This is a genomic window from Cytobacillus oceanisediminis, assembly GCF_022811925.1.
GTDB classification, from domain to species: Bacteria; Bacillota; Bacilli; order Bacillales; family Cytobacillaceae; genus Cytobacillus; species Cytobacillus oceanisediminis_D.
In genome coordinates, this window is the sequence record NZ_CP065511.1 from 5237478 (window position 1) to 5252474 (window position 14997).

The following is a 14997-nucleotide window of genomic DNA, read 5'->3' on the forward strand; positions in this document are numbered from 1 at the left end:
TTTTAAGACAATGATTTTTCAGCCTTAACTCCAAAAAACTTGTTTGATATGAACAGAACCAGTGCGATTAAAGTTATCTGGATCATTCCGTAAGCTGCCGCCTGACCCATATTGAACATTCTCAGCTGATTCATAATCTCGATGGAAATAGGGCGGTTTGAAAGGGTATACAGCAATACAGAAGTAGGAAATTCACCGACCGACTCCACAAAAGCCAGTAATGTTCCTGATAAAACCCCTGGCATAATAATCGGAAGGATTACTTTTCTGAACGTATAGAACCACTTTGCTCCAAGGCTTCTTGAAGCTTCTTCTATGGAATCATCCAATTGCTCCAATACAGCATTGGTGGATCTGACGACTAATGGAATATGGCGGATAAAATAGGCCAGAGGCAAAATCCAGAATGTACCGACGAGAATGTTGCCAAACGAGAAGATGGTTGGCTCATTAAAAGCAAAGATTAAATTCATCCCGATAACGGTAGCCGGCAATGCCCATGGAATCATAACCAAAATATCCACAAAGCTTTTTCCGACAAATTTCCGTTTAACGAGCACATAGGATGCCAATACGCCAAAGACCAGATTCCCTGCTGTAGCGATAACCGACAGGATCAAGCTATTTTTCAATGGCTTGAATATGTTCGGATCCTGGAACAATAAACGATAGTTTTCAAAATTAAATACCGATGGATAGGTCTGCCACGTCCATGTTCCGTCCGGTACGAGCGATAGAAGGAGAATCGTGAAATGCGGAAGCAGCAGAATGATGACTCCCACAATTCCTGTAAAGACCAGTATCCACTTCAAAACAGGATTATTCACTTCACTCCGATGGGCGCCAATCCCTTTAGATGCCATCCGGTAATCCTTGCGGTTTTGGTACCAGCGCATAAACAGCAGGAAGCTGATCGATACAACCGATAAAATAACCGATTGCGTGGCGGCCACTTCCATATCGCCGTTGATTTTTGAAAAATAAATCTGCAGACTCAGCACCCTGAATCCGCCTGCCAGCAGAAACGGCGCACTGAAGGATGCCATCGAGATCATAAACACCAATAAGGATGCGGCGACAATAGCCGGTGTCAATAATGGAAAGGTTACTTTCCAGAACACTTTAAACCGGTTGGCCCCCAGGTTGTATGCAGCTTCTTCAAGGGATGGATCAATTTTATTAATGGCTGATGAAACAGTCATATAGAAATACACATACATAGTATATGCATGGACAATCAAAATGCCTGAGATGCCGCCTATTTTGAACGGGACTTCATCCAGCCCGAACAGGTCTTTAATGGCATTGGGAATCAATCCGGTTTCCCCATACAGGAACATGAACGCCATTACTCCTACCAGTGACGGCAGGACGATCGGCATGATGGCAGCCGATGCAAAGAAGCCTCTGCCCGGAAAATCATACCGGTTAAAAATGAATGCCAGCGGGATGCCGATCAGCGCACTGACCAGGACACTTAATACCGAAATATATACAGAATTCCACAGGGCTTCCAGATTGGTTTTGGATTCCTGAGTAAAGAAGTCACTGTAATTCCCAAAGGTCATACTGCCGTCTTTTTGAAGACTCTCCAATATAGTCCGTAAAGAGGGATAAAGAACATAAGCTATGAGAACCAGCAGGACCGGAATAAGGAGGAGCAGGGTCAGCCTTGTATCCCGATTTTTAATCATGATGCATCACCAGTCACCACAGGAATGATCCGCATCTGCTCTTCAGGGAGTTCCACCCAAATCTCTGCACCCGCCTGCAGGTTCCTGGATAATCCGCTATTCAGGGCATTCACCTGAAGCTTAAGGCCTGCAGCCCTGACCACAACATTTATGAGGGAGCCGAAGAAATGTACCTCCTCCACCATTCCTTTGAAGATATTTTTCCCTACCGTCTCTTTTTCCAGTATTTTAATAGATTCAGGACGAATGGATAATGCCAGGTTCCCTTTGTTTTCCTGATTATAATTGAACGGGGCATTTCGGACGGAAAGCTCACTGGCACTTTCACCGTTCTGCACTTGTACAAAAATGTTTTCATCTTCTATCCTGCTGATCTTCACAGGCAGCAGATTGATTTCTCCGATAAACCCCGCTACGAAATCATTGGCTGGTTCATTATAGATTTCTGAGGGTGTTCCCACCTGGTGGCAGACCCCAAAGTTAAATACCGCAATCCGATCGCTCATGGATAGAGCTTCTGCCTGGTCATGGGTAACATAGATGGTCGTGATATTATAATCTTTTTGCAATCTCAGTATTTCGCTTCTCATTTCATCGCGCAGCTTGGCATCCAGGTTGCTGAGTGGCTCATCCAGGAGCAAAATCTCCGGTTCAATCACCAATGCCCTTGCCAGCGCGACACGCTGCTGCTGACCTCCGCTTAACTGGCTCACCTGACGATCGGCGTATTGCTCAAGCCTCACCTTTTGCAATACATCCTTGACTTTTATTTTGAGCTCCTTGGAGCCAAGTTTTCTAACCCTTAATCCAAAAGCGACATTCTCAAACACCGTCATGTGAGGAAAAAGGGCATAGTTTTGGAAAACCATGCCCGTATTTCTCTTTTCAGGAGGTACACGCGTCATATCCTTATCGCCAAAACGGACAACGCCTTTAGTAGGATAATAGAATCCAGCAATCATCCGCAGTGTGGTCGTCTTGCCGCATCCACTTGGTCCAAGGAAGGTAAAGAATTCCCCATCCTTTATATCCAGATTTAAATGATCGACTGCAATAACCTTTCCAAAGGCTTTTTGGACATTATCTATGTTTATGGACGCCATACCTATTACACTTCCTATTCTTTAATTTCTTTTTCTCCGCTCTTAATGTTTTCATCCCAATACTTCATCCAGCTGTCGCTGTTTTCCTGGAATACTTTCCAGTCGATCTCCATGCTCTTAATCTCTGTATTTGTGATCCATTCAGGGAGCCCTTCCACATCATCCCTTGTTGGAATGCGGTAAAATTCATCAGCAAGGATTTTGGCTGCTTCAGGTGTGTTGACAAACTCATAGAATGCTTCAGCCGCCTTCGGATGCGGAGCATCATTCACAACGGCAATCCCTTCTGTCAGGACTGGTGTTCCGCTTTCCGGAATGATGAATTCAAATGGATAATTTTTATTTTCTTTTAACATGACAACGTCAGGCATTGCCCAGACAGATAGCTTTCCTTCCCCTTTGGCCACCTTGTTGTACATCATTTCAGGATTTGCTGCGTATTCTTTCGTGTTGGCATCCAATTTTTCAAGCCATTCGTAACCGGCCGCTGTATCCTTGGAATCCTTAAAGTCGCGGTAAATCATGGCTGAAAAAATGGTTCTCATCGTTCCGGATGCCAGCGGGTAGCGGATGATGATTTCATCCTTCCACTTCGGATCCAGAAGCTCATCCCAGTCTTTAGGCGCTTCATCTTCTGATAATTCTTTGCTGTTATACATAATGACTTCCGGTGTTTGGCTTGTTCCGGACCAGTGCCACTCAGGATCATGGAAGCCTTCTGCCAGACTTCCTGCATATGAAGGCTCATATGGCTTTAACAGTCCTTCATCCTTTGCCTGATCGAAGTTTACAGATGGCGCTCCCCACCAGACATCAGCCTGTGGATTGTTTTTCTCGGATCGGATCCGGTCCAGGATTTCCTGTGATCCCATATCAAGCCATTCCACATCAATCTGATATTTTTCCTCGAATTGCTGTTCAAACTTTGATAGAATATCCTTTCCATGCGGTGAATAGATAACTACCTTTTCTTCCAGCTTATTCTCTTTCTCTCCCGGCTCCTTCTCAGAGCTTGAGCTGGATCCCTGTTCTGAACTGCAGGCTGAAAGCATTAATGCAGCCGAAATAGATAAAGTGGTTAATATCGATGCCCTTTTCTTATTTTTCATTGAAAAAATCCCCCTCATAAAGAAAATTTGATAATACTTTCATGCTCCCGCAAAAAGAGTGAAACAGCACCCAGGACTCCCGCATTATCACCTAATCGTGAAGTCTTCAATTCTACTGAACTTGGAAGATAGTGATTCACGATTCTGTCCAATTTGGGCAAAATGTAATCAGATGATTTTAGAACACCACCTCCTAAAATAATGACTTCCGGATTCAATAAGCTCGCGGAATTAATGATTCCATAAGCCAGATGTTCAATGGCTTCTTCAATGACCGTAATGGCTAATGTGTCGCCTTTTTTCGCAAGCGCAAAGGCCATTTCCCCCGGCAGCTCTCCCTTCATTGCCTGAGAAAAGGCAGGATGATCCGGATCCTGCTGAATGACTTCCGTCAGTTTTTTTCCGATTGATTTTCCGCCGGCGACGCTTTCCAAATAACCGTAGCGGTGAAAGATTGGCTTAAAGTCTTTTTTCATATCTGTTTTATCCGTTACCATATAGCCCATCTCGCCAGCAGCATTTGAATACCCGCGGTACAGCTGATTATTGATAATAATTCCGCTTCCAATGCCAGTTCCAACCGCCATAAACAGAACATTCTGTTTATTTTTTGCGTTTCCCAGCCATTGCTCCCCAAGTGCTGCAACATTCACATCATTGTCCACATGAATCGGGAAAGGGAAGTATTTATTTGCTTCCGCTATGAACGGGTACCGAATCCAATTTAAACTTGGTGCTTCTAAGACGACCCCATTGGATGTCTGCGTAACTCCAGGAACCCCCGCTCCCATTCCAAGCACCTGATCCAAGGGAATATGGCAATCATCAAGCATGGAATGAACTTCTTTGGCGATTTGTTTTAAAAGTCCTGATTCTAAAAATTGACAAGTTGAAAAACTGCTGGAATGAACGATATTGCCACCTAGATCACTAATAACTGTCTTTACTTTCGTGCCGCCGATATCTGTTCCGATTACATAAGCCGCTTTTTCGTTGAAATAAAGATGTATCGGCCTCCTCCCGCCTTGTGAAGACGATTCGCCTATCCCCTTTTCATACACCCACTTTTCCCCTATCAATTCATCTACCAGCAAAGAAACAGTCGGCTTGCTTATGGAAATCTTCGCAGCAATCTCGGCCCTTGAAGTCGGTGAATTTTCCTGAATCCATTGAAGTACTCTCTTTTTATTGATTGATTTCATTTGCATAGGTGTCCCATTAAAATTCATCACATCACGGCCTTAATTGATTTGGTTAGTAAATATTACTAATTAACTTCAATATAACTTACATGGTAACCGTTTACAACCCATTATTTTTAATTTTATGATAATTGTGATCATTTCTATGACTAAAGAAGGATTTTAATATAATTAATTTTTCGAATATTGAAATATTAGCATTTTTCCCCTATTATGAAATTTATTAGGCGGGTAGTTGCCTGAAGTTAGTTAGGATATTTAACTAACCTGCTTTAGACCTATGACGAAAGGAGTGTAAGAGGAGCGCTGTTAAACCATTTTGAAAGGGGTTACACAAATTGAAAAAAATCTTTGTTTATTTTTTGTCCTTAGCGGTAATTCTCTCCCTGCTGCCTCTCAGCGGAAGTGCCCAGTCAGAAGAGCATGACCCCGACCTGTGGAGTGCAGTGAAGCCGCTGGACACAACGGTCAGCTTTTTGAATACAGGAGCACATCCTGACGATGAGCGCAGTGACTTTCTTGCTTACTTATCAAGAGGACTCGGTGTTAAAACCTCAAGCCTGATCGCCAACCGCGGCGAGGGCGGCCAGAATGAAATCGGGCAGGAGCTTGGGAACGGCCTTGGAATTATCCGCTCCCGCGAAATGATTGAAGCAGCGAAAATCACCGGAGTTAAAGCCTACCATTTAAGTGAAACAACCTCTGATACCATCTATGATTTCGGCTTTTCCAAGACTAAGGATGAAACCCTGAGCCACTGGGGCAAGGACCTTACTTATGAAAGATTAATCCGTTTTATTCGTACTTACCAGCCAGATATTGTCATGCCATCCTTCAGAGATTCGGATACCCAGCACGGGCACCACCGCACAATGACCATTCTCAGCCAGGAAGCCTTCAAAGATGCCGCAGATCCTAACGTTTTTCCTGAACAATTAAAAGAGGGATTATCCGTCTGGCAGACAAAAAAGTTCTATTTGCCGGCAGAAAATAAAGATACAGCAGATACATCGATTGAAATAGGCATGTTTGACCCTATCTACGGCATGTCCTATCCGCAAATCGGCGAGGAATCACGCTATATGCACAAAAGCCAGGGAATGGGCAATGACATCCCTGTCGCCCCAAGACAAACGCATTTGGAGTTAGTAGATAGTGCGGTTGAAACAAATGGCAGCAAGGATCTTTTTGCCGGTATCCCATATGATTTTAACGAATGGGCAAAAACTCTCCCTAAGAAAGAAAAAGCATTGCAGGTGCACTTTACAAAATTCCAAAAAAGCCTGGATGGAATTATATCCAGCTATCCTAGTCATAGCCAGGTATTCAGCAAGACGCAGCAAGCATTAAAAGAAGCAGACCGTTTAGTAAAGAAAACAGAGAAATCCAAGCTTGATTCCCAGCTGAAGTCAGATCTGCTTCATAAGCTTGAAGTGAAAAAAGAACAGCTGCTGAATGTGAGCCTGGTATCCTCCGACCTTGAGATCAAAGCACAGGCGGAGTCCAACATCCTGACAAAAGGGCAGGAAACGGCTGTTACTGTCACGTTAACGAATAATGGCAGCCAGAAGCTGAAGAATGCAGATGTTGAACTGATTACTCCAGAGGGCTGGAAGGTTTCTGATAAATCTAAAGCCGCTGACCTTGCACCTGGTAAAACCGCCGAAGTTTCCTTTGACGTTCATGTTCCAGCTGATGCAGAGTATTACCATGCATACGAAACCCCTGCCATTCAGGCAAAGGTCAGCTATGAATCTGCTGGTGCAAAGACAGTGACTGTCTCCGAACTGGATGGCACCATTGCCGTTCTGCCAGACGTTGGCCTTACCCTTTCTCCTGAAGATCTGGTTATAAATACCGCTGACGTTCAGGAAGAAGTGCCTGTCAATGTAAAAGTGAAAAATTACCGTGAAGGAGCAGCCCAAGCTTCCGTATCCTTAAATGTTCCCGAAGGATGGTCAGTCAGCCCGGAAAATGCTGCAGTTAACTTCGAATCTTCATTGGAGGAAAAAGAGGTTACCTTTACACTTAACCCGCCTGCAGATATTCAGGAAGGTGACTTCAAACTATCCGCCGAGGCAGTCGTAAATGGAAAGACCTTTGATTCAACAGTTCAAGAAATTCAATATGACCATATCGGAACATTTTATTACCTGTATCCAGCCCAGGTAAATGGGGTCGCCTTTGAATTGCTGGCACCAGAAGGATTAAAGGTCGGCTACATTGAAAGCGGCTTTGACAAAGTGGCAGATTACTTGTCCAATGCAGGACTCGATGTGACGAAGCTTACTGAGACCGATCTTGCTTCAGGGGACTTAAGCCAATACGATACAATCGTTGTTGGTATCCGTGCCTACCTGTCACGTGAAGACTTAACAGCAAATAATGAACGTTTAAAAGAATACGTCGCAAATGGCGGGCATATGGTGGTCCAATACCATAAGCCGAACGATGGCTGGGTGACAGAAGACACTGCACCATACCCTCTGACTATTGGAAACCCATCCATCAGGTGGAGGGTAACCGATGAAAATGCACCTGTTACCGTTCTGCAGTCTGAATCGCCGCTATTCAACTATCCAAATAACATTACTGAAGACGACTGGGCCAACTGGATTCAGGAAAGAGGATTATACTATCCAATGCAATGGGATGACCGCTTTGAAACCTTCGTGCGCATGGGTGATCCAAACGAGGAGCCATTTGATGGCGGCATTCTCATGGCCGATTACGGAGAAGGTACCTACCTTTATACTAACCTGGTATTCTATCGCCAGATTCAAGGCCAGGTTCCGGGAGGCTACCGCATTTTCACGAACTTGATCAGCTACGGTCAAAATGAATAACTTATTAGGGGCAGCCGCGTATGCGGCTGTTCTTTTTGATCGGGACATGGGTGGGACATGGGGACAGGTTAACTGTCCCCAAAGTACATTTGGGATATGGAACACGTCCCCTCGTCCCTTCCATGAATGTGGACTTTGCAAATTGAGTGGGGAGGCTGCAACTAGCAAGGGTGGTTTTGCAAATAGCAGCCTACTTTCTGCTAATAGAAATGGGAATTTGCATATAGCAGCCTACTTTCTGCTAATAAAATATTCGGGAAACAGCCATTGTCTAACACTCGCATATAGAGTTAGAGAATCTGCAAATAGTCTCCCATGTAAAAAAGGTATATAGACATTTATATCGAAAATAACTAAGTAAACATAGAAAGGAGAGCTATACTTGATTAGTAAAAGTCTGAAAGTCCCAGAATTGAATCTCCAGCTTGAAGCTTTGTTAAGAAGAATCCCCGAACATCATCCCGCACGTGAGAAAGTAATCTCAGAATATAAAAAGAGAAGCGCGGGATTTAAAGGAGAAGAAAGATTATTTTATTACTTAAGCTTTCTTGAACCTAAAAAGTATTGGATTTTTCATGATTTGAGGTTATCAAACGGATCGCATTTTTTTCAAATCGATGCATTGCTGCTCACTGTAAATTTTGCACTCATATTGGAAGTTAAAAATTGGACAGGAACCTTGATTTTCAGCCCTCATTTCCAGCAGGTCATCCGCATCCAAAATGATAAAGAGGAAGGATTTCCGGACCCCCTTTCACAAGCGCGGCATCAGACGAATCAGTTTAGAAACTGGCTTGGTCTTAATGGATTTCCTGATATTCCACTGGAATTTTTAGTTGTAATCAGCCATCCTTCTACCATTATTAAGGCAGAGACCGACCCGCTGCAAATATCTAAGAGAGTCTTACACTCTCATCACCTTTTATCCAAAATGAATGGCATTGAAAATAAGTTCCCTCAAGAAAAAACTGACTCTAAGGAGATACGGAAGCTATGCCGGACTTTGTTAAAAAAACATAACCCTGCACAATCCGAGATTCTCGAGCACTTCAATGTTTCAGCTGAAGAAATTCTCACTGGTGTTAGCTGTCCTAAATGCACTTCCCTTCCGATGATTTTCCATTGGGGGAAATGGCACTGCCCAATGTGTTTGTTTTCCTCTTCGTTAGCACATGAAGCTGCAGTCCAAGACTACTTCCGGCTTATTAAGCCGTCAATTACCAACTCGCAATTCCGCTCATTCACCCATATACCATCCCCCTATGCGGCTTCAAGATTGCTCTCCAGGATGAACCTTTCATTTAAAAGAAATAAAAGACACCGAATTTACGAAAAATCCCCTGAACAGTGATTAATCTCACAAATTTTTCCAATAATTTAATTTATAATCAGGTTAAATTGAGGTGCTAATATGGAAAAGAACTGGTCTATTTCACTTGAGCATGGTAATTACGCTAGTGATTTGGAGCTTCTGATCAACGATGCGATTGCGGCAGTAAGCCAGACAGCTAAAGGATATTATGTCAATATAGTCACACCAGCTGAGTTAGGTAATCCCGATAACTATCTAACTGAAGCACTGCTCATATACTTCGGAAATAAAGTGGACCCTCAATTTATCGATCAATGCGGATGCGGGGGGTATGTTTTGAGGGTATGGAAAATCAAGTGAGGGACCTGACGATTTTGTGTGATTATAAGAACAGGCATGTCATTTTGAATTATTATTATGAAGAGGAGCTTATTGATCGGGATGGAATCAGCTTTAATATTTACGTTCACCAGGGGACAATTTACTTTATCAAAAACAGAAAACGGATCGTAACTATCAATTCGAAGAAATATCGTAATATATTGATAGGCGAGGATTTTCAAAATTACTATATTATGCGGAGAGATAAGAATCGTCTTGATATCTATTTTCCTTAAACGGAGCTGCGAAAGCGCTGGATACGCTTTTGCAGCTTTTTTTATTTGGGAGGAATATATCTATTTGCAGGAAGCCTGAATCTATTTGCGAGTTCACAGTTCTTTTTGCAAAATCTAAGATTGTATTTGCAATTTGATAATCCTAGACTGATCCCCGATCTATTGCTGCTCGCCTATTTGCAGGTAGCAGCTTGGTATTTGCACTTTTCCAGTTCTATTTGCAGAATTCATCCTGCTATTTGCAGCATACTCCGTTTTATTTGCAGAATCCCCGGTTCTATTTGCAAATCAATTAAGCGAGCCGTTTCCCGTTCTTATGCAGTTCATCTATTTACAGAATCCAGCTAACTATTTGTAAATTACCTATTCTATTTGCAGAATTTCCAGCCCTATTTGCAGGGTTAAGCATCTATTTGTATGTTTCCGTGCTCTTTTTGCAGGGTTCACATTCTGAACCCGCGGCCACATAAAAACAGACCCGCCAAACCGGCGGGTCCTTCTATTTAACTCACTTTAAACTTCTTAATAGAATCCAGCAGCTCCTCCGCCATCCCTGAAAGCGAAGCAGCAGATGCCGCAATTTCTTCCATGGACGCCAGCTGCTCTTCAGTAGCAGCGGATACGTCCTGGCTTTCGGCTGTGGTAACAGCGGCTATTTCTTCGATTGCGCTTACGAGTTCTACCACCTGGTCGGCACCTTCGGCCATGTCCTTGATGGATGAGGAAACTTCAGCGATCTGGCCTGAGACAGTGTCGGCAAATTGCTGGATGTGGCTGAAGGCATCTCCTGCATTGTTAACCAGGTCAATTCCTTTTTCCACTTCAGCTGTTCCTTTTTCCATGGAAGTAATGGCTTTGCTAGTATCCATTTGGATGGTTGAGATCAGTTCGCGGATGCTTTCCGTCGATTTGGATGATTGTTCTGCCAGCTTGCGGACTTCATCGGCTACAACGGCGAAGCCCCTTCCGTGCTCGCCTGCCCTCGCTGCTTCAATGGCTGCGTTTAGTGCGAGCAAATTCGTCTGAGCGGCAATTTCGGAAATAACATTGACAATCTGGCCAATTTCCTCCGAGCGCTTCCCTAATGTATGAACAATGGAACCTAATTCTGAAACTGTTAAATTAATGTTTTTCATCTGGTTCGTGGAAAGGTCGATTGCTTCATTTCCTTTTATAACCACTTCATTTGTCTCATTGGCGGTTTGGGCCACAACGTTTGTATTCAGCATGATCTGCTGAATGCGTCCGGACATCTCTTTTACAACAGAAGTGCTTTCTTTCACTTTTTCCGTCTGCTGCTCAGTAGCTGATGCTACTTCCTGGATGGAGTTGGCCACCTGCTCTGTTGCCATGTTATTCTGCTCGGAGCTTGCCGTCAGCTGCTCGGATGATGAAGCAAGATGAACCGCTTTTTCACTTACCTGGTTGATTAATTGCTGAAGCGAGGCGACCATCTTATTGAAGCTGATACCCAGTTTGCTGATTTCATCGTTATTTTTAACCTCAAACTTCTGGGTCAGATCTCCCTCGCTGACTTTATCTGTTGCTGCAATCAGCTGATTGAGCGGGCGTGTAATCGAACGGACAATAAAATATGAAATAAGTGCACCTATAAGTACAAAAATGGCTATGAATATAATCGTCGACATTAAGATAGGCTGTACGGCTGATGTTACTTCTTCCAGATTCATTGTGCCAAGCACCTTCATGCCTGTCAGTCCATTGGTGGTAAAGTGCATTTCTTTCTTTTCGCCATCAAGTGTATATTGGACTTGTCCTTTTTCCTTTTCCAGGACTTCCGGCAGCCAGCTTCCCTCTGCCTGTGTGCCCGGCTTCTCCTGCGGGTGCACTAAAAAGCTGCCCTCTGCACTTAAAATAGCAGGATATCCTTCTTTCCCAATCTTAATGTTATTGGATAGCTCACTTAGAGCAGAGAGACTTAAGTCAATCCCGATAACACCAGAGCTGTCGCCAAGCTTTTGGGCTACAGTGATGAGGATATTTCCGCTTACAGCATCAACATAAGGCTCTGTGATGAAGGCTTTCCCCTTTGCCTCCATAGCACCCTGATACCAGGGGCGTGTGGTGGCATCAAAGTCAGCTGGCAAATCTGCACGAGGATAGATGACTAAATCGCCATTTTCAGAGCCTGCATAAATTGCGACTGCCTCCGGATTCAGCTCTTTATATTGGCTAAAGGCTTTATTCGTCTCCTCTAATTCTTCTGCAGTATAAAAATCCTTTTTTATCCGCTTTGAAAAATGATTCGCATCTTCCATTTTTGTTTTTATAAAGTCCATGATAAATTGGTCAAGGATCTTAACATTGTCATCCGCACTCATTTCAATTTGGCTTGTTATTTCATCTTGCGCTTTTTGATAGGAAATGTATCCAATAGAAATGGAAGGAATTAATAGAATAATAATAAATGAGAGCAATAATTTCTTTCTAATCGTAAATGAAAACAGCGACCCTTTTTCTTTCTGTTTTTTCTTTTTCATAATTGACCCCTTTTGAAAACTTAGTAATTTACCGCCTTAACCTGCGAGATGGCACCTTCGAGCTTCTCGTCAACAACCCTTGCATCGTCAATATGCCTCTGGATAAGTTCTTTTACTTGATCAAAAACATACTTCGTTTCTGAAATCTCATCCGCCACCTCCTGGGAATACCCCTTCTGAATATTTATCATTTCAATCACTTCACTGACTTCTGATTCCACCGTATGGATGATGTTTGTGATTGAGTCAATTTTGCTGGTAGTTTGCCCGCTGAGGGACATGCCATCTTTAATTAATTCGGTGCTTGCGACTGTTGAGTTCAGTGTTGCTTCAATATCGTCCTGAATATTTTTCGTCAGGGAACTGATATTAGCCGTGCTCGTCGCTGTACTTTCGGCCAGCTTCCGGACCTCATCCGCTACCACTGCAAATCCTTTTCCCTGCTCGCCTGCGCGCGCCGCTTCGATGGATGCATTTAGTGCCAGGAGATTTGTTTGATCCGCGATATCTTTAATGACCTGAACAATCATCTCGATTTCTTTTGACCTTTTGCTCAGCGCCTCCATCTTTTGTGAATTCACTTCTAATTGCTCTCCCAGCTGCTTAATCAGCTGTTCAGACTTGCTGACGGATCCGCGGCCTTCCTCCGAGATTTTTACCATCTCTTTTGCAGACTGGATCAGATTTCCCCCTTTATCCGATAAAGTGAGGCTGTTTGTAAAAGTAGCTTCACTATGTCTTTTTACGTTTTCAAAACCGTCTTTAATTTTCAGAACCAGGTCTCCCAGCATGTAATGCTGTCCATTGACCATTTCATGCTGGCTCACCGTATTCGTCAAATCTTCATTAAAAGAATGGATCAGTGTCTGATAATATTTTTCCCTGCGCTGAAATTCTTCTTCAGCAGCCTGAATTTTTGATTCCAGTTCCCGCTTTTCTTCCTCCAGCTGCTTCAACTTTCCTTTTCCAAACATCATTGATCTCCCCATCTCCTATATACTCCTTTATTATATCGACAGAAAACGTGAAATTTTGTGACCTTTTGCACTCTTTTTTTAAAATATATAGGACTATGTAATTAACAAAAAAGAGGCACCCTGCATTTCATTGCAGGTGCCTCTTTTCTCTTTTTTTACCAGCGGGCCGTCAGCATCTTCCTTCTTGTATAGAATTCCACTCCATCTGTTCCGTTTGCGTGAAGGTCTCCGTAGAACGAATTTTTCCAGCCGGAGAATGGGAAGAAGGCCATTGGCGCCGGTACGCCGATGTTAACGCCGAGCATGCCGACCTCGATGTTTTCTCTGAAGTAGCGGACGCTGCTTCCGCTGTCAGTGAATAGGCATGCGCCATTTCCGAAGTCTGATTTGTTCGTAAGCTCGATCGCTTCTTCAAGGCTCTTTACACGCACAATTGATAGGACTGGAGCAAAGATTTCTTCTTTCCAGATCTTCATTGATGGATCCACATGATCAAAGATCGTCGGTCCGATGAAGTAGCCGTTTTCGTGGTATGCTTCATCTTTGCGGCCATCACGGACAAGGGTTGCTCCTTCTTTTTCGCCAATTTCAATATAGCCGCTTGTACGCTCCTTGTTTTCCTGGCGGATGACTGGCCCTAAGAAAACTTCTTCATCCAGGCCATTTCCGATTGTCAGCTGGCCCGCCTGCTCATTCAATTTCGCTACCAGCTCGTCGGCAATGGAATCCACGGCTACTACCACAGAGCAGGCCATGCACCTTTCACCTGCTGAACCGTAAGCAGCAGCAATAATTTCCTTAACCGCGCCATCAAGGTCTGCATCAGGCAACACGATGGAGTGGTTCTTAGCACCAGCAAGCGCCTGAACACGTTTGCCGTTTGCGGTTGCAGATTTATAGATATACTCGGCAACAGGCTGGGAGCCAACGAATGAAATCGCCGGTACATCCTTATGGTCGATTAAGCTGTTTACCACGTCATGCGCACCATGAACGATATTGAATACACCAGCCGGAAGGCCGGCTTCAGTGAACAGCTCTGCCAGGCGGTTAGCAAGGATTGGCGTTCTCTCAGATGGCTTTAACACAAATGTATTACCGCACGCAATCGCAAGCGGGAACATCCAGCACGGAACCATCATCGGGAAGTTGAAAGGCGTGATGCCGCCGATGACGCCAACCGGGTAGCGGTACATGCCCGATTCGATATTCGTCGCAATGTCCGGAAGCTGCTTGCCCATCATAAGAGATGGCGCGCCTGCAGCAAATTCCACACATTCAATTCCGCGCTGAACCTCACCGTATGCTTCTTTATAGTTTTTGCCGTTTTCCTGTGTAATCAATTTCGCAAGCTCATCCCAGTTATCTACTAATAATTGCTGATATTTAAATAGAATTCTCGCTCTCTTTGGCACCGGAGTTTTGCTCCAGGTTTTAAACGCTTCTTTCGCAGCCTGAACAGCTTTATCGACATCTTCACGTGTGGAAATCGGTGTGCGCGCAAGCTCCTCGCCCGTTGCAGGGTTTGGCACCACTTCGAATTTATCCGTGTTTGCATCTACCCATTCGCCGTTGATAAAGTTCTTTAATACCTTTGTTGTTGTCGCTGTCATAAGTAAAAACTCCTTTCAAAATT

The 14997-nt window shown here is 43.9% G+C and carries 11 protein-coding genes; 4 read left to right on the forward strand and 7 right to left on the reverse strand.

Going from position 1 to position 14997, the window contains the following annotated elements:
• Positions 1-2: 2 nt before the first annotated feature.
• From IRB79_RS26275 to IRB79_RS26290, 4 genes are read right to left on the reverse strand one after another with little or no spacing between them, the layout of a single operon-like run.
• The gene (locus IRB79_RS26275) at positions 3-1694 is read right to left on the reverse strand and encodes an ABC transporter permease (protein WP_243506066.1); all 1692 of its coding nucleotides are present in this window, start codon (positions 1692-1694) and stop codon (positions 3-5) included.
• Complete coding sequence (locus IRB79_RS26280) at positions 1691-2797, reverse strand: ABC transporter ATP-binding protein (protein ID WP_243506067.1); 1107 nt, start codon at positions 2795-2797, stop codon at positions 1691-1693. The genes IRB79_RS26275 and IRB79_RS26280 overlap by 4 nt, the downstream gene beginning before the upstream one ends.
• Positions 2798-2811: 14 nt before the next feature.
• Positions 2812-3906: an extracellular solute-binding protein gene (locus IRB79_RS26285; RefSeq protein ID WP_243506068.1), complete on the reverse strand. Its 1095-nt coding sequence runs from the start codon at positions 3904-3906 to the stop codon at positions 2812-2814.
• A 14-nt stretch (positions 3907-3920) separates the two neighbouring features.
• Positions 3921-5108 carry an ROK family transcriptional regulator gene (locus IRB79_RS26290; RefSeq protein WP_243506069.1) on the reverse strand — a complete coding sequence of 396 codons (1188 nt, stop codon included), beginning with the start codon at positions 5106-5108 and terminating at the stop codon, positions 3921-3923.
• A 338-nt stretch (positions 5109-5446) separates the two neighbouring features.
• On the opposite strand from IRB79_RS26290, the gene IRB79_RS26295 reads away from it, so the two are divergent.
• The 4 genes from IRB79_RS26295 (at position 5447) to IRB79_RS26310 (ending at position 9883) form a co-directional block, all read left to right on the forward strand.
• A complete protein-coding gene (locus IRB79_RS26295) occupies positions 5447-7954 on the forward strand; it encodes an NEW3 domain-containing protein (protein WP_243506070.1) in 2508 nt (835 codons plus the stop codon).
• Between the two features lie 382 nt (positions 7955-8336).
• Complete coding sequence (locus IRB79_RS26300) at positions 8337-9305, forward strand: nuclease-related domain-containing protein (RefSeq protein ID WP_243506071.1); 969 nt, start codon at positions 8337-8339, stop codon at positions 9303-9305.
• A 60-nt stretch (positions 9306-9365) separates the two neighbouring features.
• Positions 9366-9626: a CGCGG family putative rSAM-modified RiPP protein gene (locus tag IRB79_RS26305; protein ID WP_243506072.1), complete on the forward strand. Its 261-nt coding sequence runs from the start codon at positions 9366-9368 to the stop codon at positions 9624-9626.
• Complete coding sequence (locus tag IRB79_RS26310) at positions 9611-9883, forward strand: hypothetical protein (protein ID WP_243506073.1); 273 nt, start codon at positions 9611-9613, stop codon at positions 9881-9883. The genes IRB79_RS26305 and IRB79_RS26310 overlap by 16 nt, the downstream gene beginning before the upstream one ends.
• 503 nt (positions 9884-10386) lie before the next feature.
• Here IRB79_RS26310 and IRB79_RS26315 read toward each other — a convergent pair.
• From IRB79_RS26315 to IRB79_RS26325, 3 genes are all read right to left on the reverse strand, one after another.
• Entirely contained in the window at positions 10387-12384 is a 1998-nt protein-coding gene (locus tag IRB79_RS26315; protein WP_243506074.1) for a HAMP domain-containing methyl-accepting chemotaxis protein, read from the reverse strand.
• A 20-nt stretch (positions 12385-12404) separates the two neighbouring features.
• Positions 12405-13373, reverse strand: coding sequence for a methyl-accepting chemotaxis protein (locus IRB79_RS26320; RefSeq protein WP_243506075.1), 969 nt, complete (start codon positions 13371-13373; stop codon positions 12405-12407).
• A gap of 143 nt (positions 13374-13516) precedes the next feature.
• Entirely contained in the window at positions 13517-14974 is a 1458-nt protein-coding gene (locus IRB79_RS26325) for a CoA-acylating methylmalonate-semialdehyde dehydrogenase (protein ID WP_243506076.1), read from the reverse strand.
• Positions 14975-14997: the final 23 nt, after the last annotated feature.

What these genes read in the sequence shown, in the direction of transcription:
- IRB79_RS26280 (WP_243506067.1), bottom strand. Translation starts at nt 2,797, where the DNA reads ATGGCGTCCATAAACATAGATAATGTCCAAAAAGCCTTTGGAAAGGTT.
- IRB79_RS26305 (WP_243506072.1), top strand. Translation starts at nt 9,366, where the DNA reads ATGGAAAAGAACTGGTCTATTTCACTTGAGCATGGTAATTACGCTAGT.
- IRB79_RS26315 (WP_243506074.1), bottom strand. Translation starts at nt 12,384, where the DNA reads ATGAAAAAGAAAAAACAGAAAGAAAAAGGGTCGCTGTTTTCATTTACG.
- IRB79_RS26290 (WP_243506069.1), bottom strand. Translation starts at nt 5,108, where the DNA reads ATGAAATCAATCAATAAAAAGAGAGTACTTCAATGGATTCAGGAAAAT.
- IRB79_RS26325 (WP_243506076.1), bottom strand. Translation starts at nt 14,974, where the DNA reads ATGACAGCGACAACAACAAAGGTATTAAAGAACTTTATCAACGGCGAA.
- IRB79_RS26320 (WP_243506075.1), bottom strand. Translation starts at nt 13,373, where the DNA reads ATGGGGAGATCAATGATGTTTGGAAAAGGAAAGTTGAAGCAGCTGGAG.
- IRB79_RS26310 (WP_243506073.1), top strand. Translation starts at nt 9,611, where the DNA reads ATGGAAAATCAAGTGAGGGACCTGACGATTTTGTGTGATTATAAGAAC.
- IRB79_RS26275 (WP_243506066.1), bottom strand. Translation starts at nt 1,694, where the DNA reads ATGATTAAAAATCGGGATACAAGGCTGACCCTGCTCCTCCTTATTCCG.
- IRB79_RS26285 (WP_243506068.1), bottom strand. Translation starts at nt 3,906, where the DNA reads ATGAAAAATAAGAAAAGGGCATCGATATTAACCACTTTATCTATTTCG.